We start from the raw sequence: 17,996 nt of genomic DNA, 5'->3' as shown, positions 1-17,996 counted from the left end.
AATGTCTGTTTAACCCTGGGCGAAGGCTGCGAATGGGAAGGGCAATGACCCGGAAACGCAGATGGGGCGACCTGCTCGTGCAGGTCACCCCATCTGCGATCAGTCGGTCGACCGGTCAGCCGATCGGTTCAGCCGACATGTTCGGCTAGAACCGTCAGACCCTTTTCATTCACCTCGGCGAAACCGCCCTGCACCGGAATGACTTCCGGCGCGGCGCCGGCGCTGCTGAAGATCTGGATCGCGCCGTCGCGGACGGTCGACATGAAGGGTGCATGGCCTTCCAGCACGCCGAAATCGCCATCGGTGCCGGGAACGACCACCTGCCAGACTTCCTCCGAACGGACGAGCTTTTCCGGGGTCACGAGTTCGAAATGCAGTGCCATTTTCTAATCCTCAAACCCCTCTCCCATCGGGAGAGGGAGGGGCCCGCCGCGAAGCGGTGGGAGGGTGAGGGCGATAAACCGCCGATGCTCACCCTCGTCCAACTCCGACTAGCCGGCAGACCGGCAAGTCTGCGTATCCTTCTCCCGCTGGGAGAAGGCCATCAGCTTATGCCGCTTCGGCCGCCAGCTTCTTGGCCTTCTCGACCGCCTCGTCGATGCCGCCGACCATGTAGAAGGCGTTTTCGGGCAGATGGTCATATTCGCCTTCGACCACGGCCTTGAACGAGCGGACGGTGTCCTCGATCTGGACGAACTTGCCGCTGATGCCGGTGAAGACTTCGGCGACGTGGAAGGGCTGCGACAGGAACTTCTGGATCTTGCGCGCGCGGGCAACGGTCAGCTTGTCCTCTTCCGACAGCTCGTCCATGCCCAGGATCGCGATGATGTCCTGAAGCGACTTGTACTTCTGCAGGATCGACTGGACCGCGCGGGCGGTGTCATAATGTTCCTGGCCCACGGTGCGCGGCTCCAGAACGCGGCTGGTGGAGTCGAGCGGATCGACCGCCGGGTAGATGCCCAGTTCCGAAATCGCGCGGTTGAGAACCGTGGTGGCGTCAAGGTGCGCGAAGCTGGTGGCCGGCGCCGGGTCGGTCAAGTCGTCCGCGGGGACGTAGACGGCCTGCACCGAGGTGATCGAACCCTTGTTGGTTGACGTGATGCGCTCCTGCAGCGCGCCCATGTCGGTCGACAGGGTCGGCTGATAGCCCACGGCCGAAGGAATACGGCCGAGCAGAGCCGACACTTCCGCGCCCGCCTGGGTGAAGCGGAAGATGTTGTCGACGAAGAACAGCACGTCCTGGTTTTCGACGTCGCGGAAATATTCGGCGATCGTCAGGCCCGACAGGGCGACGCGCGCACGGGCGCCCGGCGGCTCGTTCATCTGGCCATAGACCAGGGCGACCTTGGAGCCTTCGCTGATCGCGTTGCCGTCGGCGTCCTTGGCGATGACGCCCGCGTCGAGGAATTCGTGATAGAGGTCGTTGCCCTCGCGGGTCCGCTCACCCACGCCCGCGAACACCGAGGTGCCGCCATGGCCCTTCGCGATGTTGTTGATCAGTTCCTGGATGAGCACGGTCTTGCCGACGCCCGCGCCGCCGAACAGGCCGATCTTGCCGCCCTTCGCATAGGGGGCGAGAAGGTCGATGACCTTGATGCCGGTGACGAGGATCGAGCTTTCGGTCGACTGGTCGACGAATTCAGGAGCCTTGGCGTGGATCGGCGACTTGAGCTCGGTGGCGACCGGGCCGCGCTCGTCGATCGGTTCGCCGACGACGTTCAGGATGCGGCCGAGCGTGGCCGGGCCGACGGGCACGCTGATCTGGGCGCCGGTGTCGGTGACTTCCTGGCCGCGGGTCAGGCCATCGGTCGAGTCCATCGCAATGGTGCGGACGGTGTTCTCGCCGAGATGCTGGGCGACTTCCAGCACCAGCCGCTGGCCATTGTTGCTGGTTTCCAGCGCCGAGAGAATGAACGGAACCGTATCGGGGAAGGTCACGTCGACGACAGCGCCGATGACCTGCGAAATGCGGCCTACATTGTTGGTGGTTGCCATGACTTCTGTCCTTGCCTGCACTTAGAGGGCTTCGGCGCCCGAGATGATTTCGACCAGTTCGGTGGTGATCGCGGCCTGGCGGCTGCGATTATACTGAATGGTCAGCTTGTTGATGAGGTCGCCGGCATTGCGGGTCGCATTGTCCATGGCGGTCATCGACGCGCCCTGTTCCGACGCGTTGTTTTCCAGCAGCGCCTTGAACAGCTGCACCGTGACGTTGCGCGGCAGCAGGTCGTCCAGGATCGCTTCCTCGCTCGGTTCATATTCCACCGTCGCGCCGATGGCGTTGCGGTCGGCGTCGGCCGGAATCTTGACCGGGATGATCTGCTGCTCGGTCGGGATCTGGGCGAGGGCGGACTTGAAGCGCGAGTAGAAGAGATGCGCGACGTCGAACTTGCCGTTCAGATACATGTCGGTCAGTTCGTGCGCGATCGCCTGGGCCTGGTCGAAGCCGGGTTCCTTGGTGCCGGTGGTGTCGAACTGGGCGACGATCTGGCCCGGGAAGGCGCGGTTGATGACCGGACGCCCCTTGCGGCCTATCAGGTAGAAGCGGACCTGCTTGCCCGCTTCCTCCAGTTCGCGCGCCTTGGCGATGGCGGCCTTGACGATGTTGGCGTTGAACGCGCCAGCAAGGCCCCGGTCGGAGTTGGCGACGACCAGCAGATGGACGTCGTCCTTGCCGGTGCCGGCCAGCAGCGGGGAGGCGCCTTCGCCCGAACCGCCGGCGATCTTGGACGCGAGAGACGCGACCACCGCTTCCAGGCGGCTGCTATAGGGGCGGGCGGCCTCTGCCGCGGCCTGCGCCTTGCGCAGCTTCGCGGCGGCGACCATCTGCTTCGCCTTGGTGATCTTCTGGGTCGACTTGACCGACCCGATGCGGAGCTTCAGTTCCTTGAGGCTAGGCATAGATTATGTGTTCCGAGCAAGGGCCAGACGGCCCGCGAGACCAAAGAAACCGACGCCCATGGCGCCTTCGAACCAGCGGATTGCAGTGCTGTGGGCGCCCGACTGCCCCACCTTGCGCCCCGCCGTGGCGGCGAGCGCAGCAAGCAGCGCGCACCAGGCGAAGCCCAGCGCATAGACGATCGCGATCAGCAACATGCCCTGCCAGGGCGCATCCGGGCCGGTGCCGACGAACTGCGGCAGAGCGGCGAGGAAGAAGATCGCGACCTTGGGGTTCAGCACGGTGCTGATGAACCCTTGGGCGAAGGGCGATCCGCCCAGCCGCATCTTCGGCATGTCCGAAGCCGGCGCGGGCCTGATCGCGCCGCGCAGCAGGCCGATGCCCATCCAGGCGAGATAGAGCGCGCCCGCAATCTTGACGGCCAGAAACAGGCCCGGCACCGCATTCAGCACGCTGAGGAAGCCGAAGCCGCACAGCAGCATGTAGAAGAGGCCGCCGAGCTGGATGCCGCCGATCGCCGCCATGCCCGCCTTCAGCCCACGGCGCGCCGCGTGACCGGCCACCAACATGGTGTCCGGTCCCGGAAGCAGCACCAGACCGATCGACATCACGGTCCAGGCAAGGAGGGATTGGGCGGTGAGCATTGCCTAGGCTTCGTTCTTCCTTTTTTCCGTGATGCCTTTACGCGAAGGTCTTGCCGAACGAGTCCAGCGCGGCCTTCAGCTTGGACTTGGGCTCGTCGCCCAGATCCTTGCTGTCGCGGATCGCGGTCAGGATGTCGGCATGGTCGTGCCGCAGATAGGCGAGCATCGCCTCTTCATAGCGCGTCACGTCCTTGACCGGGATGGCGTCCAGATAGCCGTTGGTGCCCGCGAAGATCGACGCAGTTTGTTCTTCGAAGGGCAGCGGCGAGAACTGGGCCTGCTTCAGCAGTTCGGTCAGGCGCGCGCCACGGTTCAGCAGCTTCTGGGTCGAAGCGTCGAGGTCCGAACCGAACTGGGCGAAGGCCGCCATTTCGCGATACTGGGCCAGTTCCAGCTTGATCGAGCCGGACACCTTCTTCATCGCCTTGGTCTGCGCGGCGGAACCGACGCGCGAAACCGACAGGCCGACGTTGATGGCCGGACGGATGCCCTGGTAGAAGAGGTTGGTTTCCAGGAAGATCTGGCCGTCGGTGATCGAGATCACGTTGGTCGGGATATAGGCCGACACGTCGCCAGCCTGCGTTTCGATGATCGGCAGCGCGGTCAGCGAGCCAGCGCCGTTGGCGTCGTTCATCTTGGCCGCACGCTCCAGCAGACGGCTGTGCAGGTAGAAGACGTCGCCCGGATAGGCTTCGCGGCCCGGAGGACGACGCAGCAGCAGCGACATCTGGCGATAGGCGACGGCCTGCTTGGAAAGATCGTCATAGACGATCACGGCGTGCATACCGTTGTCGCGGAAATATTCGCCCATGGTGACGCCGGTATAGGGCGCCAGATACTGGAGCGGAGCGGGTTCCGAAGCGGTCGCGGCGACGACGATGGAATATTCCATCGCGCCATTTTCCTCGAGCTGCTTGACGATCTGCGCGACGGTCGAGCGCTTCTGGCCGATCGCGACATAGATGCAGTAGAGCTTCTTGCTCTCGTCATCGCCCGCGTTGATGCCCTTCTGGTTGATGAAGGTGTCGATCGCTACGGCGGTCTTGCCGGTCTGGCGGTCGCCGATGATCAACTCGCGCTGGCCGCGGCCGACGGGGACCAGGGCGTCGATCGCCTTGAGGCCAGTCTGCACCGGCTCATGCACCGACTTGCGGGGGATGATGCCCGGCGCCTTCACTTCGACGCGCTTGCGCTCGGTATACTGGATCGGGCCCTTGCCATCGATCGGGTTGCCGAGGCCGTCCACGACGCGGCCGAGCAGGCCCTTGCCGACGGGAACGTCGACGATGGTGCCGGTGCGCTTGACGACGTCGCCTTCCTTGATCTCGCTGTCGGACCCGAAGATCACGACGCCGACATTGTCGGCTTCGAGGTTGAGCGCCATGCCCTGCACGCCATTGGCGAATTCGACCATTTCGCCCGCCTGGACGTTGTCGAGGCCATGGACGCGGGCGATGCCGTCACCCACGGTCAGCACGGAACCGACTTCGCTCACCTGCGCTTCGGTGCCGAAATTGGCGATCTGGTCCTTGATGACCTTCGAAATTTCTGCGGCGTTGATATCCATGTTCAGCCTTTCATCGAAGCCTTTTGGGCTTGTCAGCCCTTCATAGCTTGGGCGAGCGTATTCAGTCGGGTACGGATGGAACTGTCGATCATCTGGCTGCCGATCTTGACGACCAGCCCGCCCAGGATCGCGGGATCGACCTTCGCCTCGACCGCGACTTCGCGGCCGACGCGCGCCTTCAGGCTCTTGGCCAGGGCGCCGATCTGGGTCTTGGTGAGGGGATGGGCGCTCGTCACCTCGGCGCGGGCCTCTCCCTTGTGATTCGACAGCAGCGTTTCATAGGCGCGGATGACCGCGGGCAGCTGGCCCAGGCGACGGTTCTGGGCGAGCACGCCGAGAAAATTTGTCGTCAGCGCATCGATTCCCATGGAGGATGCGACGGCGGCGATCGTCTTGCCTGCTGCGTCGCGGCTCAGCACGGGGCTGTTGATCAGCCCTTTGAAATCGGGTGATTCGGCCAAGGCCGCCTTGAGCGCGCCAAGGCTGTCCGCCACCGTGTCGAGCGAATGTGCATCGCGCGCCAGATCGAACAGCGCCACCGCATAACGGCCGCTGAGGCTGGCTTGAATACCGCCGCTAGTCTCCACGCGCTTACCGTCCTCCATGTGATTTGCCGGTCATGCAAAAAGAGGGGCGCGGTCTGATGCCGTCCCGAGCCCCTGTTGCCCGGCCGGTTAGCAGTGCGATTATGACTATGCAAGTCATGTGACGCGATTCCATCGTTAGTGCGAAATCGCGGCTATTTGCCTGAGTATTTACGCTGTCCCGAATCGGTTATTCGGCAGGATCGGCCGGGGCAAGCCGTCCCTTCTGGCAATGATAGACGATCCGTTCATTCGGCTGCGGCGGAAGCAGCGCTGTCATGTCGCTCTGGAGCGTGGCGATCCGGGCGAGCCTGCCGGAGTCGGCGCCGCATCCCTTGATCGGCCCGTCCCTGAGCAGCGCGCGCGCCTTGCCCATGGTATCGAGGTCGGGCAGCCAGCGCTGGACGCGCAGCGTGCCGGTTGCCGGGTCGAACTGGCTGGTCGTCACATAATTGGCCTCGTCGGGCACGGTGGGGCGCTGCCACTGGGTGCCGACCGAGACATATTGGGTGTCGCCGTTGACGCAGCCGCCCTCGGCCCAGTTGAAGCCGATGTCATTGGGTTGCGACACGGTCAGCCGGCTGCGATCGAGGTCCACCTTGCACACATTGTCGCCGGCCCAGGCATAGGCGCCGTTGGCGGCGACGCCGATGTCGGCCTGCAACTTCACCTTGTCATCAATGCTGGAAAAGCTGGGTTTCAGGAAGAAGAGGCCGAGCGCCACGAACAGCAGCACGCCGCCGCTGGCCAGGAACCAGGTCGCCTTGCGCTCCTTGCCCTGGCTGTAGAACAGGCCGCCCGCCGCCAATCCCAGCACCGCCAGCGCCAGGAACAGGGCCGCGCCCGCCATGGCGTTTTCGCGCGCGGTGATGACGTCGCGCTCGGCGGCGTCCCGCGCGCGGGTCAGCGCTTCCTCGCGGGCGTCGGCGCTGGCGCGGTTCTTCTGCTCGCTCGCCTGCGCCTCGCGCTGGGTCAGGGCGGCGTCGGCCGCGTCGGCCTCCGCCATGGATCGGCACCCGACGATCGTATGGAGCGAGGAGATGCCCGCCTGCCGCAGGAAGGAGGCGACCTCGCGCCAGGAAACGGCGAATCCGAACTCGGCGTCATTGCCGTCCGACACCGATCCGAAGCTGTTGACGCCGATCACCCGGCCGCAATCATCGACCAGCGGGCCGCCGCTGTTGCCGGCGGCGAGCGGGGCGGTGTGGAGGACGGTGTCGAAATTCTGGCTGGCCCGGCCCGAGGAGATGGTGCCGCTGGTCTTGACCGTGGCGAGCGGCTCGACCAGCTGCTTGAGGCCCAGTCCCTGCGCGCGGTCGACCGTGCCGGGATAGCCGATTGCGGTCACATGCTGCCCGTCGCTGACCGCGCCGGCATAGAAGGTGCTGACCGGCAGGCGGCCTTCCTCCAGCTGGATGAGGGCCAGGTCGTTGCCCGGCGAATAGGCGATGATTCGCCCGCCATAAGTCTTGGTGCCTTCGGACGGGATGACGCCAATGACGAGATTTTTTTCCTCGCGCGCCAGTTCGACGACATGGGCGTTGGTCAATATCTTGTCCGGCGCTACGGCGAAGCCGCTGCCATGGCCGACGAAATAGGCTTCGGTGCCATCGGTCGCGACCAGCACGACCCGCGCCACGCCGCGCGCGGCGGCGGCGATGTCCTGCTGCTCGGCATGGGAAGCGACCGGCGCGATCAGCGCGAGCAGGAAGCCAAGGGCAGGGGTGAAGCGGCGGAGGAGGGCGACCATCGTGGCGCATTCATATGCGATGGCGGGCTTTGCGCAATCGGGAAAAGGCGAAATGCTTTGACGGCAAGGCGCGGGAAGCATGGCGGCGCGCGCGCTTCTATCCCATATCGTCATGAACCAGATGACTCGCCTTTCTCCTTCCGCCCCGGCCCTGCCGGATGATGATGCCTGTTGGGCCGCCTTCATGGCGCGCGACCGGGCGATGGACGGGCGCTTCGTGGGCTGCGTCGCCACCACCGGCATCTATTGCAAGCCCAGCTGCGCCGCGCGCCACCCCAGGCGTGAGAATATGTCCTTCCTGCCCGATCCGGCGGCGGCGCGGGCGGCGGGATTTCGCGCCTGCCTGCGCTGCCGCCCGGACGAGATCGGGCGCGACCGGCTCGCCGTGGAAGCGGCGGTCGCCTTCATCGAGGCGGCGGAGGAGGCGCCCCTGCTGGAGCAGGTCGCCGCCCATGTCGGCTATGCGCCGCATCATTTCCACCGTCTCTTCAAGCGGGAGACCGGACTGACCCCCGCAGCCTTCGCGCGCGGCCTGCGCGCCGAGCGACTGAAGACGGCGCTCGATCAGGGCGGCAGCGTGACGGAGGCGATCTACGAGGCGGGCTATAATGCGCCCAGCCGTGCCTATGCCGATGCGGAGGCGCATCTGGGCATGACGCCGAGCGCCTGGAAGGATGGGGGGCGGGGCGTGACGATCCGCTGGCGGATCGTCGACAGCAGCCTGGGACCAATGCTGGTCGCGGCGACCGAAAAGGGGTTGTGCCGTATCAGCTTCGGCGAGGGCGAGGCGGAATTGCGCGCCCGTTTCCCTCATGCCGAACTTCGGCGCGCGGATCCGGCGCTGGACGCCATGGCGGGGCGGGTCGCGGCGCTGGTCGACGATCCCGCCGCTGGCGCGGACCTGCCCGTCGACGTGCGCGGGACGGCGTTCCAGCAGGCGATCTGGGCGGCGCTGCGCGCCATCCCGCCGGGCGAGACGCGCAGCTATGGCGATATCGCCGCCGCGATCGGTCGTCCCGGCGCGGTGCGCGCGGCGGGAACGGCGTGCGGCGACAACAATCTCGCCGTCCTCATTCCCTGCCACCGTGTCGTCCGCAGCGACGGCAGCATGGGCGGCTATGCCTGGGGGCTGGACCGGAAGCGGGCGCTGCTGGCGCGCGAAACGCTCAAGTAACGGATAGATTTCGTCTTTTCTTCCGCCGCTGCCTCGGTCAGAATAGGCTGGGGTACATGGGGGAAGCGATGCGACGCGGGCGATTCTGGGGGAAGATGCTGGCCGGGCTGGGCCTGGCCGCATCGAGCATGGGGACGGCGCAGGCGGCCTGGTATCAGGCGCAGACCCGCCATTTCACCGTCTACAGCGAAGGCAACGACCAGAAGCTGCGCGGCTTTGCCGAGCGGCTGGAGAAGTTCGATTATCTGTTGCGGGTCGTGACCCGAGTCACCGATCCGGAACAGGGCAGTCCGGTCAAGGTCTATCTCCTGTCGAACGAGGCCAAGGTGAAGACCCTGGCCCGCAATCCCAATATCGGCGGATTCTACACCACCTCGGACCGCACCGCCTTCGCCGTGCTGTCGCGCGGGGCCAAGACCAGTGAATTTGATTTCGGGGCCGAGGAAATCCTCTTCCACGAATATACCCATCATTTCATGCTGCATCATTTTCCGGCCGCATATCCCGCCTGGTATGTGGAGGGGTTCGCCGAATTTTTTTCGGTCATCAAATTTCCGAAGGACGGATCGATCGAGTTCGGTCATGTGCCCCTGGCGCGCGCGCCGGGCCTGGTGCTGGGATCGCCCTATCCGGTGAAGAATCTCTTCGCCCGCGATACCGATGGCCTCAGCCTGCGCGATGGCGACCGCTATTATGGCACCGCCTGGCTGCTGACCCATTATTTCCAGTACAAGGCCGATCGCCGTGCTGAAATCGCCCGCTATCTCAAGGATGTGGCCGACGGCGTAAAGAATATGCAGCCTGACAGCTATTTCGCGGGCGGCCTGGCTGGACTGGAAAAGGACTTGAAGGCCTATATGCGGCATCGGCTCTCGGCATCGGAGCTGAAGCCTAAGGAATTGAAGATCGACACGATCACCGTCGCCCCGGTCGACCCGGCGCAGGGCGCGGTGATCGAGGATGAGCTTCGGCTCATCAACCATCCGCGTACCGAAGACCTGCCGGAGCTCGTTACCGCGATCCGCGCGACCGCCGCCAAATATCCGGATAGTGCCTATACCGCCGCCCTGCTCGCCGAAGCCGAATGGGCGGCCGAGCAGAAGGACTCTGCGCTGGCCGACGCCGACCGGGCGATCGCGATCGATCCCAAGTCGGCCCGCGCCTATGCCGTCCGTGCGCAGGCGCTTCTGGAAAAGGCGCATGACAGCGACAAGGCGGAGGACTGGAAGGCGGCCCTGACAGCGATCGTCCGCGCCAACCGCGCCGACACCGAAGACCCGGTGCCGCTCGCGCTCTTCTACCGCTATCACGCGATGCGCGGCGGCAAGATGCCGGACCTGGGCTATGACGGCCTCTACAAGGCTTTCACGCTGCTGCCCCAAAGCCCCGACTATCGGTTCAGCTTTGCCCATGCGACGGCGTTGCGGGGGGATTACAAGACGGCGTCGATCCTGCTCGATCCGATCGCCTATTCGCCGCACGGTTCGGACATGCGCGATGCCGCGCTCAGGCTGAAGGCGGAGTTCGACGCACAGGCGGAGGAAAAGGGGAAGGGCGCGCCGCCGGCTGGAAGTCCCACACCCGCGCCATGACGGCGGCGCGCTCGGCGTCGGTCATGCTCCGCCAATGGACGATCTCCTCGATCGTCCGGCCGCATCCGGTGCAGCTCTTGCGCTCCCGGTCGAGCGCACACAGGTTGCGGCAGGGCGTTTCCATCGCCTCGGTCTAGTCGGCAGGGCGGACGGTCGCCAGCGGGAGATTGCCGGAGGCAGCAGCACTTGTCGCAAGCGAAATGATTTTAGCTGTATTTTACGCCCGATTAACTATAGTCGGCCGAGCCTTCGGGCATGGGGAGTGATGTCGGGCTTGCGCTGTTTGCTGTTCTGGTTGCTGCTTCTTATGCCGGGCGCCCTGCTCGCGGTCCCGACCTTCCAGCCTGCGATGATGCCGCTGGGCAAAGGGCCTGATGCCGTCGCGGCGAGTACGGCGCGCATGGTGGGCGCCATGCTCGAATATTCGCGCTGGCCGTCCGCCCGGCCGGCGGTGCGGCTCTGCATCGCGGGTGCGGCGCGTCATGCCGATCGGCTTGCGGATATCCGTCTGTCCAGCGGTGCGGGGGTCGAACTGGTCGCGATCGGCGCGCCGGGGGAGCCTGCGCCGGATCGCTGCGATGCGCTCTATATCGGCCGGCTGGATTCGCCGACCCTCGGCAGGCTGATCGCAGGCGCGCGGGGAGAAGCGGTGGTGACGATCGCGGAAGATGATCCCGCTTGCCGCAGCGGCGCGATGTTCTGCCTGCTCTACACGCCGCAATCCCTGTCGTTCCAGCTCAGCATCGACGCCGTGTCGCGATCGGCCGTTCGCATCGACCCGCGCGTGCTGCGCCTGTCTAAAGGGGGCTATTGACCCATGAGAGCCTCGACCCGATCCGCCATGCCCACGCTGCGCCAGGTGCTGGCGCGCGGGCATATGCGCCTGATCCTGGTCGCCGTGCTGATGGCCAGCGTCACCCTGATGGCCACCGGGGTCCTCGTGATCCGGGGCTATGCCGATCGCAACCTCGCGCTGATCGCCCGGACCGTGGCCTATACTGTCGAGCCTGCGCTGGTGTTCGAGGATATGGACGCCGCGCGGCGGGGGATGGTCGCGGTGGCGGCCTCGGAAAGCGTCCACCGGGTCGATGTGCGCGACGCGCGCGGGCGGATGCTGGTGGAATGGCGTCGGCCGGGCGACGGTATGATGGCAGCGGTCGAGCGCGGTCTCGCCGAACTGGTCGCGCCCTCGCCTGCGGTCGCCGACATCCTGCGCGGCCATCAACGGGTGGCGCAGGTCCGGGTCTATGGCGGCGCCGACGGCCTCGGCCGGTTCATCCTGTCGGGCCTGGCGACGGGGCTGGCCTGTCTTGTCCTCACCCTTGTCGCCACCTGGACGCTGTCCCGCCGCCTGCAGCGCGACGTCACCGATCCGTTGGGCAAGATCGCCGATGTCGCCCATGCGGTGCGCGCCGATCGCCAGTTCGATCGTCGCGTGCCGACATCCGATATTCAGGAAGTCGATCAGCTGGGCCGCGATTTCAACGCGTTGCTCGATGAACTGCGCGATTGGCACAAGGGCATCGTGACGCAAAACCGGATGCTGGAGCGCCAGGCGACCCGCGATGCTCTGACCGGCCTCGGCAACCGCGCGATGTTCGAACAGGCGCTGCCCGCCACGGTGGAGCGGTCGAACGCGGAGGGGCGATCGTTCGCCATCATCTATATCGACGTCAACCGTTTCAAGCAGGTCAACGACACCCATGGCCATGATGCGGGCGACGCCATGCTCATCGTCATCGCCGCCCGGCTGCGCGCGGTGCTGCGGCCTGGCGACCAGGCCTTCCGCCTGGGCGGCGACGAGTTCGCTCTGATTCTTGCGCCCGGCCTGTCGGCGCCCGAGCTTGCCGCGATCAAACTCCATATCGCCGACGGCATGGCCCAGCCGATCATGCTGCCCAATGGGGAGCGCATCGACGCATCGCTCAGCATCGGGAGCGCCTGCTATCCCGAGGACAGCGCCGATGCCCGCGACCTGCTGCGCCATGCGGACGCGGCCATGTATGCGGCCAAGGCCGGCCGCGTCGCCAATGGCGATCGTTGACAGGACAAGGATCAGGATGCGCCACGCTTTTCTTCTCTTTTCCCTTTTGCCCCTCGCTGCCTGTCAGACGGTGCAGTCCCTGCAGCCCGCGGGCTTCTCGCCGCAACAGGTGACGGCGCTGCGGCGGCAGGGCTTCGAACCGTCCGGTCAGGACTGGCAGTTCGGCATGGCCGACAGGCTGCTTTTTGCCACCGACGAAAGCACGCTGATCCCGGATCAGAAAGTCGCGATCGGGCGGATTTCGGCGGCCTTGGCGGCGGTGGACATCCGTGGTGCGCGCGTCGAAGGCCATACCGATTCCACGGGGGCGTCCAGCTATAACGAAGCCCTTTCGCTGCGGCGGGCGCAGGCGGTGGCCGACGCGCTGGTCGCAGGCGGTATGGCGCAGCCGGCGATGCGGGTCGTGGGCATGGGTGCGCGCGTGCCGGTCGAAAGCAACCGCTCGGCGGACGGGCGGCGCGAAAACCGCCGGGTGGTCATCATCGTCTCTCCGGCGGACGCCACCTGATCCTCACATGAAGCTGTAGGGGTCGACGTCCACCGCCACCCGCGTGCCCGACTTCCAGGCCAGATTGCCCAGCCATTCGCGGATCGCCGCCTGCACGTCCACCTGCCGTGTCGCATGGATCAGCAGCCGATGGCGATGCCGCCCGCGCAGCACGGACAGCGGCGCCGGGGCGGGGCCGTAGACGCGCATCCCGTCGATCAGCGGCGCCGACTTGCCGATCAGCCGCGCGGTCTGCGCCGCCTCGTCGGCATCCTCGCTCGATATGATGATCGCGGCGAAGCGGCCGAAGGGCGGGGCATTGGCGCGCCGCCGGTTTTCCGTCTCCACGGCATAGAAGCGTTCGGTGTCGCCCTCGATCAGCGACTGGATCACCTCGCTGCCGGGCATCCGGGTCTGGATGAAGACCTTGCCGGGTTTTTCCCCGCGACCGGCGCGTCCCGCTACCTGCACGATCTGCTGGAAGGTCCGCTCCGCCGCGCGCAGGTCGCCGCCTTCCAGCCCCAGATCGGCGTCGATCACGCCGACCAGAGTGAGGTTCGGGAAATGATAGCCCTTGGTGACGAGTTGGGTGCCGACGATGATGTCGACGTCGCCGCCCTCCACCGACTTCACGAAATCGGCGGCGCGGGCGGGGGAACTCAGCGTATCGGACGTGGCGATGGCGGTCCGCGCCTGCGGCCATAGCGCCTTCACCTCGTCGGCGATGCGCTCGACGCCGGGGCCGCAGGCGACCAGGCTATCTTCCTCCTTGCATTCCGGGCAGCGACGCGGCGCGGGGATGACATGGCCGCAATGATGGCAGGCGAGCCGGTGCGTCAGCCGATGCTCGACCATCCAGGCGGTGCAGTTTGGGCATTGGAAGCGATAGCCGCAATGGCGGCACAAGGTCAGCGGCGCATAGCCGCGCCGGTTGAGGAAGAGCAGGCTCTGCTCCCCCTTTTCCATGGTTTCGTCGATTGCCTTGACCAGCGGCGGCGCGATCCAGCGGCCGCGTTCGGGCGGGTCGGTCAGCAGGTTTACGCCCTCGATCTGCGGCATCTCCGCCCCGCCATAGCGCGAGGGCAGCTTGATTTCGGCATAGCGGCCCAGCTCGACCTGATGCCGCGTCTCGATCGCGGGGGTGGCAGACGCCAGGATGACCGGGAACTTCTCGATCAGGCCGCGCATCACCGCCACGTCGCGGGCATGATAGTGAACACCATCCTCCTGCTTGAAGCTGGCCTCATGCGCTTCGTCCACGACGATCAGGCCCAGGTTCGGATAGGGCAGGAACAGCGCCGACCGCGCGCCGACGACGACCTGTGCCTGACCCGAAGCGATGGCGCGCCACGCCCGTCGCCGTTCGCTCTGGCGCAGGCCGCTGTGCCAGTTGACCGGCACCGTCCCGAACCGCTTTTCGAACCGCTCCAGAAACGGCTCGGTCAGCGCGATTTCGGGCAGCAGCACCAGCGTCTGCCGGTCGGCCCGGATGGCGGCCGCGATCGCCTCGAAATAGACCTCCGTCTTGCCCGATCCGGTCACGCCGTCGAGCAGGAAGGGCGCGAAGTCATGGGCCCGCACCGCATCGGCCATGGTCGTCGCGGCCGCCCGCTGCGCGTCGGACAGGGCGGGCGGCGCATGGTCGGGATCGGGCATCGGGAAGGGCGTGTCGACGCTGACCTCCACCGGCTCGAATATGTCCTGCTTGATGAGGCCGCGGATCACCGCGTCGCTGACCCCGCCGATCATCGCCAGTTCGCGGATCAGCCCCTGCCGCTCGCCGATCCGGTCCAGCGCCTGCGCGCGCTGCTCGGTCATGCGGTCGGGCACCGCGCCGGTCGCGCGATATTCGATCACCGTCCGCGCACCCTCCAGCGCGGCCATCGACGACAGCGCCATGCGCAGCACCGCCGCCGGAGGACTGAGATAATAGTCGGCCGTCCATTCGATCAGCCGGCGCAGCGGCTCGGGCAGCGGCGGGGCGTCGACCAGCTCGATCAGGTTGCGCAGCCGGTTGTCGCCCACCGTCTCGACATCGGGGAAGCTCGCTTCCTCCCACACCACGCCGACCAGCTGGCGCGGTCCCAGCGGCGCGACCACGATGCTGCCGGGCTGCACGGTCATTCCGTGGGGCACGCGATAGTCGAGCGGGCCCAGGGCGGCGTTCAGGATCAGGACACGGGCGCGCGAAGACATGGCTTCCGTCCTTAAAGCGCTGGCCGCGCTGTGCAATGCCCTCCGCTCAGAGCCGCCAGCTCAAAGTCAGCCATGGGATATGCGACACGGCGTCCGGCCGCCCGTCGCGGAAATTCTGCTGCCGCATGTAGAGAAGCTGCGCATCGATGGCCCTGGCGATCGGATGGCGCACGCCGATCTGGTGGCGCATGGTCGCCAGCCCCGTCCTGTCGCTGGCGCGCGCGCGGTTGAGGTGGAAGAAGATTTCGGCGGCGGCAATCACGGTCCAACGCTTCGCCCGGTCGACCGGCACTGCGGCCTGCACCCGCTGGCGCAAGCGCCAGCTTGCCTCATCGGCATTGTCGAAGAAGCGCTGCTCCATCCGCGTGCGGCTCGTCCAGATCCCCTTGGTCAGCGTCAGCTGCTGGAACAGGCGTAGTTCCTGGTCGACCTCGCTCTTGAGATAGGCGAAGCCGCCGCCGACCTGCATGGCCGACGCGATCCGGTGGTCGATGGCGATGCGCGCCAGAAACTGCTCGCCGCCGCTCCCGGCATCGGCGCGGGCGCGCTGGCTCGAATCCAGGGTCATGACAGTGTCTGGGTCGATGCGGATGGCGGCCTGCTCGGTGATCCAGGCCTGGCTTTCCTCCGTCGCCGCCGATGCTGTCGACGCGCTCGCAGCGGCGAGGACAAGGGTAAGCAGTCGGGCGGCGCGCTTCATGACCGGTCCTTTGGAAAGGTGGCTGCGGCTTAATCGGGAAGCGGTCGCGACGCAATTGTCTGCGCCGAAGATGGCGAATCCGTCCGCCACCGGCTAAAGGGGCGCGATTCGTCCATCCCGGAGTCCTCCCATGAAATTCTTCGTCGACACCGCCGACACTGCCGAAATCCGCGAGCTGGCCGCCACTGGCCTGCTGGACGGCGTCACCACCAATCCCACGCTGATCCACAAGTCGGGCCGCAAGTTCCTGGAAGTCGTGGAGGAAATCTGCGGCATCGTGGATGGCCCGGTGTCCGCCGAAGTCGTCGCGCTCGATCATGAGACGATGATGAAGGAAGCCGCCGTGCTGCGGAAGATCGCGGACAATGTCTGCATCAAGGTGCCGCTGACCATCGACGGGCTCAAGACCTGCAAGGCGCTGACCGATGACGGCGCGCTGGTCAATGTGACGCTCTGCTTCTCCGCCAACCAGGCGCTGCTCGCCGCCAAGGCGGGCGCCAGCTTCATCTCGCCCTTCGTCGGCCGCCATGACGATAATGGCTTCGATGGCCTCGCGCTGATCGAGGACATCCGCCTGATCTACGACAATTACGCGTTCAAGACCGAGATTTTGGCCGCCTCGCTGCGCCACCCGATCCATGTGCTCGATTGCGCGAAGATCGGCGCCGACGTCATCACGGCTCCCCCCGCGGTCATCAAGATGCTGTCCAAGCATGTGCTGACCGACAAGGGGCTGGAAGGCTTCGCGGCCGACTGGGCCAAGACCGGCCAGACGATTCTCTGATGTAGTGGCGCCAGCCCGCTCATCTGACATTCCAGGCGGGATGTCGGATGCGGGAGCGGGCTGGCGTGGCTCGCGAGAGACAGCACTGGAACCGGCGCCCGATCCGGCTCATTCTCCATGTCCTGAAAGGAGAGAGCCGATGTTCGTCGCGGTCTATTGGTGGCGGGTCCATGCCGGCAAGGAGGAGCAGTTCCGCGCGGCCTGGCGGCGCGGAACCGACCTCATCCGGGAAAAATATGGCAGCTACGGGTCCCGCCTCCATCGCGACGCCGACGGCCGCTTCGTCGGCTATGCCGAATGGCCCGACGAGCGGACCTGGCGCGCGGCGTTCGAGCAGAAGATGGTCTATGACGATCCGGCGACCCGCGCCGCCTTCGTCGACGCCATCGCCGAAGTGCCCGCCGACGCCGACCCGATCTTCACCATGACCGTTACCGACGACCTGCTGGTGCTGCGCGCGGCCGACGAACGACAGGACTGATGTTGATGCCGGTCTGCGTCTGACGCCGCACCGAAAAACGGCAAGTGTCGACTGGACTGGTGCGACTAGTAGAAACGGGCGTTGCGCATCCTCAAGATTATCCATGCGGCCTATCCTTTTGCGCCCGGCCGACACGTTGTCGGTCCGTCACGACCATGGCAGACATGACGGCCCAACGCTCGCGCTGATGGCGGCTTTCCTTGCCTATGTGCGACCGAGCGACAGGTGGAAACAGAGACAGAGGCATGGCCATGCGCGGCACTATTCTCGTCATCGGTGGACTGATGTGGCTGGCCGGATGCGGCGGCGGCAGCGACAAGGACGCGAATGGCAGCGCCGCGGGCGACGCCCCGTCCGGTGAAGAGGCGGCGGGGGAGGCGGCGGCGCCGGCGGTCGAGAAGGCCGATCTCGACTGCGGCAAGTTCAAGCCCCAGACCGCGCCCGAAGGCCAGGCGGCGGACGACATAGTGGGGCTGCGGCAGGGGATGAGCGAGGAACAGGTGCGCGGCGTCCTGCTGTGCAAGAATCCCAGCTATGCGATCAATGTCAGCAAGAGCAGCACCTCGCTGCCCGATGGCGGGCGGATGTCGCGAATCAACCTTTATGCCGACACTGGCCTCGACAAGGTGAATGTCTGGCTGATCGGCCCCCCAGATGGGGAACGGCTGGTCCATGTCGACCGGACCAACGAATATCCAGCCGGCAAGGAACTGCCCGTGGCCAACATCGCGCAGGAGGTAAGCGCCAAATATGGCGCGTTCGACGACAGCAGCTATGGCAACCAGCGGTCGGGATGGATCATCCGGTCGCGCGACGGCCAGCGTATGGCAAACGGCAATATGAGCTATTCGGAATGTCGCAGCCACAATATCCGTACCGACAAGGTGCTGCCTTGCCTGCACGCCATTTCCTATGAGGTGATGCCCAACCAGCAGAATCCGGCGCTCGCGGCGCGTTTCAGCGTGGGGCTGACCAGCTTTGCGATGATGACCCAGATGGCGATGGCGACGCAGGCGCAGCAGGCCAAGGCGGTCGAGCGCGCGCAGGAAAGCGCCGACGAGAAGGATCTGGACCTGTAGGCGTTCGCGGCAGCC

The 17,996-nt window shown here is 66.0% G+C and carries 18 protein-coding genes; 8 read left to right on the top strand and 10 right to left on the bottom strand.

The window, feature by feature from the left end:
• Nucleotides 1-128: 128 nt before the first annotated feature.
• From A7Q26_RS13070 to A7Q26_RS13040, 7 genes are all read right to left on the bottom strand, one after another.
• Nucleotides 129-383 carry an ATP synthase F1 subunit epsilon gene (locus tag A7Q26_RS13070; RefSeq protein ID WP_066860176.1) on the bottom strand — a complete coding sequence of 85 codons (255 nt, stop codon included), beginning with the start codon at nt 381-383 and terminating at the stop codon, nt 129-131.
• A gap of 166 nt (nt 384-549) precedes the next feature.
• Nucleotides 550-1,995: a F0F1 ATP synthase subunit beta gene (gene atpD / locus A7Q26_RS13065; protein ID WP_066860173.1), complete on the bottom strand. Its 1,446-nt coding sequence runs from the start codon at nt 1,993-1,995 to the stop codon at nt 550-552.
• Between the two features lie 21 nt (nt 1,996-2,016).
• On the bottom strand, nt 2,017-2,901 hold the full coding sequence (locus A7Q26_RS13060; RefSeq protein WP_066860170.1) for a F0F1 ATP synthase subunit gamma: 885 nt from the start codon (nt 2,899-2,901) through the stop codon (nt 2,017-2,019).
• A 3-nt stretch (nt 2,902-2,904) separates the two neighbouring features.
• Nucleotides 2,905-3,543, bottom strand: a complete 639-nt coding sequence (locus A7Q26_RS13055; protein ID WP_066860167.1) for a LysE family translocator — start codon at nt 3,541-3,543, stop codon at nt 2,905-2,907.
• 37 nt (nt 3,544-3,580) lie between these two features.
• Entirely contained in the window at nt 3,581-5,110 is a 1,530-nt protein-coding gene (gene atpA, locus A7Q26_RS13050; protein ID WP_066860164.1) for a F0F1 ATP synthase subunit alpha, read from the bottom strand.
• A 32-nt stretch (nt 5,111-5,142) separates the two neighbouring features.
• The gene (locus A7Q26_RS13045; protein WP_066860560.1) at nt 5,143-5,697 is read right to left on the bottom strand and encodes a F0F1 ATP synthase subunit delta; all 555 of its coding nucleotides are present in this window, start codon (nt 5,695-5,697) and stop codon (nt 5,143-5,145) included.
• A 187-nt stretch (nt 5,698-5,884) separates the two neighbouring features.
• Complete coding sequence (locus A7Q26_RS13040) at nt 5,885-7,444, bottom strand: S1C family serine protease (RefSeq protein ID WP_066860554.1); 1,560 nt, start codon at nt 7,442-7,444, stop codon at nt 5,885-5,887.
• Nucleotides 7,445-7,556: 112 nt separating this feature from the next.
• Between A7Q26_RS13040 and ada the strand changes: the two genes are divergently transcribed.
• Both ada and A7Q26_RS13030 read left to right on the top strand, forming a co-directional pair.
• Nucleotides 7,557-8,618, top strand: coding sequence for a bifunctional DNA-binding transcriptional regulator/O6-methylguanine-DNA methyltransferase Ada (ada, locus tag A7Q26_RS13035; protein ID WP_066860557.1), 1,062 nt, complete (start codon nt 7,557-7,559; stop codon nt 8,616-8,618).
• A gap of 68 nt (nt 8,619-8,686) precedes the next feature.
• The gene (locus A7Q26_RS13030; RefSeq protein WP_443018164.1) at nt 8,687-10,210 is read left to right on the top strand and encodes a hypothetical protein; all 1,524 of its coding nucleotides are present in this window, start codon (nt 8,687-8,689) and stop codon (nt 10,208-10,210) included.
• On the opposite strand, the gene A7Q26_RS24615 is transcribed toward A7Q26_RS13030, so the two are convergent.
• Nucleotides 10,125-10,334, bottom strand: a complete 210-nt coding sequence (locus tag A7Q26_RS24615) for a DUF1289 domain-containing protein (RefSeq protein ID WP_084439114.1) — start codon at nt 10,332-10,334, stop codon at nt 10,125-10,127. The genes A7Q26_RS13030 and A7Q26_RS24615 overlap by 86 nt on opposite strands.
• 141 nt (nt 10,335-10,475) lie before the next feature.
• On the opposite strand from A7Q26_RS24615, the gene A7Q26_RS13025 reads away from it, so the two are divergent.
• The 3 genes from A7Q26_RS13025 to A7Q26_RS13015 are packed head-to-tail and all read left to right on the top strand — an operon-like array spanning nt 10,476 to nt 12,762.
• Nucleotides 10,476-11,024 carry a YfiR family protein gene (locus A7Q26_RS13025; RefSeq protein ID WP_066860161.1) on the top strand — a complete coding sequence of 183 codons (549 nt, stop codon included), beginning with the start codon at nt 10,476-10,478 and terminating at the stop codon, nt 11,022-11,024.
• Nucleotides 11,025-11,027: 3 nt separating this feature from the next.
• The gene (locus tag A7Q26_RS13020) at nt 11,028-12,254 is read left to right on the top strand and encodes a diguanylate cyclase domain-containing protein (protein ID WP_066860159.1); all 1,227 of its coding nucleotides are present in this window, start codon (nt 11,028-11,030) and stop codon (nt 12,252-12,254) included.
• Nucleotides 12,255-12,270: 16 nt separating this feature from the next.
• A complete protein-coding gene (locus A7Q26_RS13015) occupies nt 12,271-12,762 on the top strand; it encodes an OmpA family protein (protein ID WP_084439113.1) in 492 nt (163 codons plus the stop codon).
• Nucleotides 12,763-12,765: 3 nt separating this feature from the next.
• Here the strand turns inward: A7Q26_RS13015 and A7Q26_RS13010 are convergent, their stop codons facing one another.
• Together A7Q26_RS13010 and A7Q26_RS13005 are read right to left on the bottom strand one after the other, a co-directional pair.
• Complete coding sequence (locus tag A7Q26_RS13010) at nt 12,766-14,937, bottom strand: primosomal protein N' (RefSeq protein ID WP_066860153.1); 2,172 nt, start codon at nt 14,935-14,937, stop codon at nt 12,766-12,768.
• A 46-nt stretch (nt 14,938-14,983) separates the two neighbouring features.
• On the bottom strand, nt 14,984-15,637 hold the full coding sequence (locus A7Q26_RS13005; protein ID WP_066860549.1) for a DUF2490 domain-containing protein: 654 nt from the start codon (nt 15,635-15,637) through the stop codon (nt 14,984-14,986).
• Nucleotides 15,638-15,767: 130 nt separating this feature from the next.
• Here A7Q26_RS13005 and fsa point away from each other — a divergent pair, with 130 nt between their 5' ends.
• The 3 genes from fsa (at nt 15,768) to A7Q26_RS12990 (ending at nt 17,981) form a co-directional block, all read left to right on the top strand.
• Nucleotides 15,768-16,421 (top strand): fructose-6-phosphate aldolase, encoded by a 654-nt coding sequence (gene fsa / locus A7Q26_RS13000; RefSeq protein ID WP_066860150.1) that lies wholly within the window; start codon nt 15,768-15,770, stop codon nt 16,419-16,421.
• 139 nt (nt 16,422-16,560) lie between these two features.
• Complete coding sequence (locus A7Q26_RS12995; protein ID WP_066860148.1) at nt 16,561-16,902, top strand: antibiotic biosynthesis monooxygenase family protein; 342 nt, start codon at nt 16,561-16,563, stop codon at nt 16,900-16,902.
• Nucleotides 16,903-17,153: 251 nt separating this feature from the next.
• A complete protein-coding gene (locus A7Q26_RS12990) occupies nt 17,154-17,981 on the top strand; it encodes a hypothetical protein (RefSeq protein ID WP_198162935.1) in 828 nt (275 codons plus the stop codon).
• Nucleotides 17,982-17,996: the final 15 nt, after the last annotated feature.

This window comes from Sphingobium sp. TCM1, from assembly GCF_001650725.1.
Taxonomy (GTDB): Bacteria; Pseudomonadota; Alphaproteobacteria; order Sphingomonadales; family Sphingomonadaceae; genus Sphingobium.
This window is presented reverse-complemented; position numbering and strand designations above follow the sequence as displayed.

Coding starts and splice junctions, on each gene's coding strand:
- A7Q26_RS13010 (WP_066860153.1), bottom strand. CDS start 14,937: ATGTCTTCGCGCGCCCGTGTCCTGATCCTGAACGCCGCCCTGGGCCCG.
- A7Q26_RS13030 (WP_443018164.1), top strand. CDS start 8,687: ATGCGACGCGGGCGATTCTGGGGGAAGATGCTGGCCGGGCTGGGCCTG.
- fsa (WP_066860150.1), top strand. CDS start 15,768: ATGAAATTCTTCGTCGACACCGCCGACACTGCCGAAATCCGCGAGCTG.
- ada (WP_066860557.1), top strand. CDS start 7,557: ATGAACCAGATGACTCGCCTTTCTCCTTCCGCCCCGGCCCTGCCGGAT.
- A7Q26_RS13060 (WP_066860170.1), bottom strand. CDS start 2,901: ATGCCTAGCCTCAAGGAACTGAAGCTCCGCATCGGGTCGGTCAAGTCG.
- A7Q26_RS13040 (WP_066860554.1), bottom strand. CDS start 7,444: ATGGTCGCCCTCCTCCGCCGCTTCACCCCTGCCCTTGGCTTCCTGCTC.
- A7Q26_RS13015 (WP_084439113.1), top strand. CDS start 12,271: ATGCGCCACGCTTTTCTTCTCTTTTCCCTTTTGCCCCTCGCTGCCTGT.
- A7Q26_RS13055 (WP_066860167.1), bottom strand. CDS start 3,543: ATGCTCACCGCCCAATCCCTCCTTGCCTGGACCGTGATGTCGATCGGT.
- A7Q26_RS13025 (WP_066860161.1), top strand. CDS start 10,476: ATGTCGGGCTTGCGCTGTTTGCTGTTCTGGTTGCTGCTTCTTATGCCG.
- atpA (WP_066860164.1), bottom strand. CDS start 5,110: ATGGATATCAACGCCGCAGAAATTTCGAAGGTCATCAAGGACCAGATC.
- A7Q26_RS24615 (WP_084439114.1), bottom strand. CDS start 10,334: ATGGAAACGCCCTGCCGCAACCTGTGTGCGCTCGACCGGGAGCGCAAG.
- A7Q26_RS13005 (WP_066860549.1), bottom strand. CDS start 15,637: ATGAAGCGCGCCGCCCGACTGCTTACCCTTGTCCTCGCCGCTGCGAGC.
- A7Q26_RS13020 (WP_066860159.1), top strand. CDS start 11,028: ATGAGAGCCTCGACCCGATCCGCCATGCCCACGCTGCGCCAGGTGCTG.
- atpD (WP_066860173.1), bottom strand. CDS start 1,995: ATGGCAACCACCAACAATGTAGGCCGCATTTCGCAGGTCATCGGCGCT.
- A7Q26_RS13070 (WP_066860176.1), bottom strand. CDS start 383: ATGGCACTGCATTTCGAACTCGTGACCCCGGAAAAGCTCGTCCGTTCG.
- A7Q26_RS12990 (WP_198162935.1), top strand. CDS start 17,154: ATGCGCGGCACTATTCTCGTCATCGGTGGACTGATGTGGCTGGCCGGA.
- A7Q26_RS12995 (WP_066860148.1), top strand. CDS start 16,561: ATGTTCGTCGCGGTCTATTGGTGGCGGGTCCATGCCGGCAAGGAGGAG.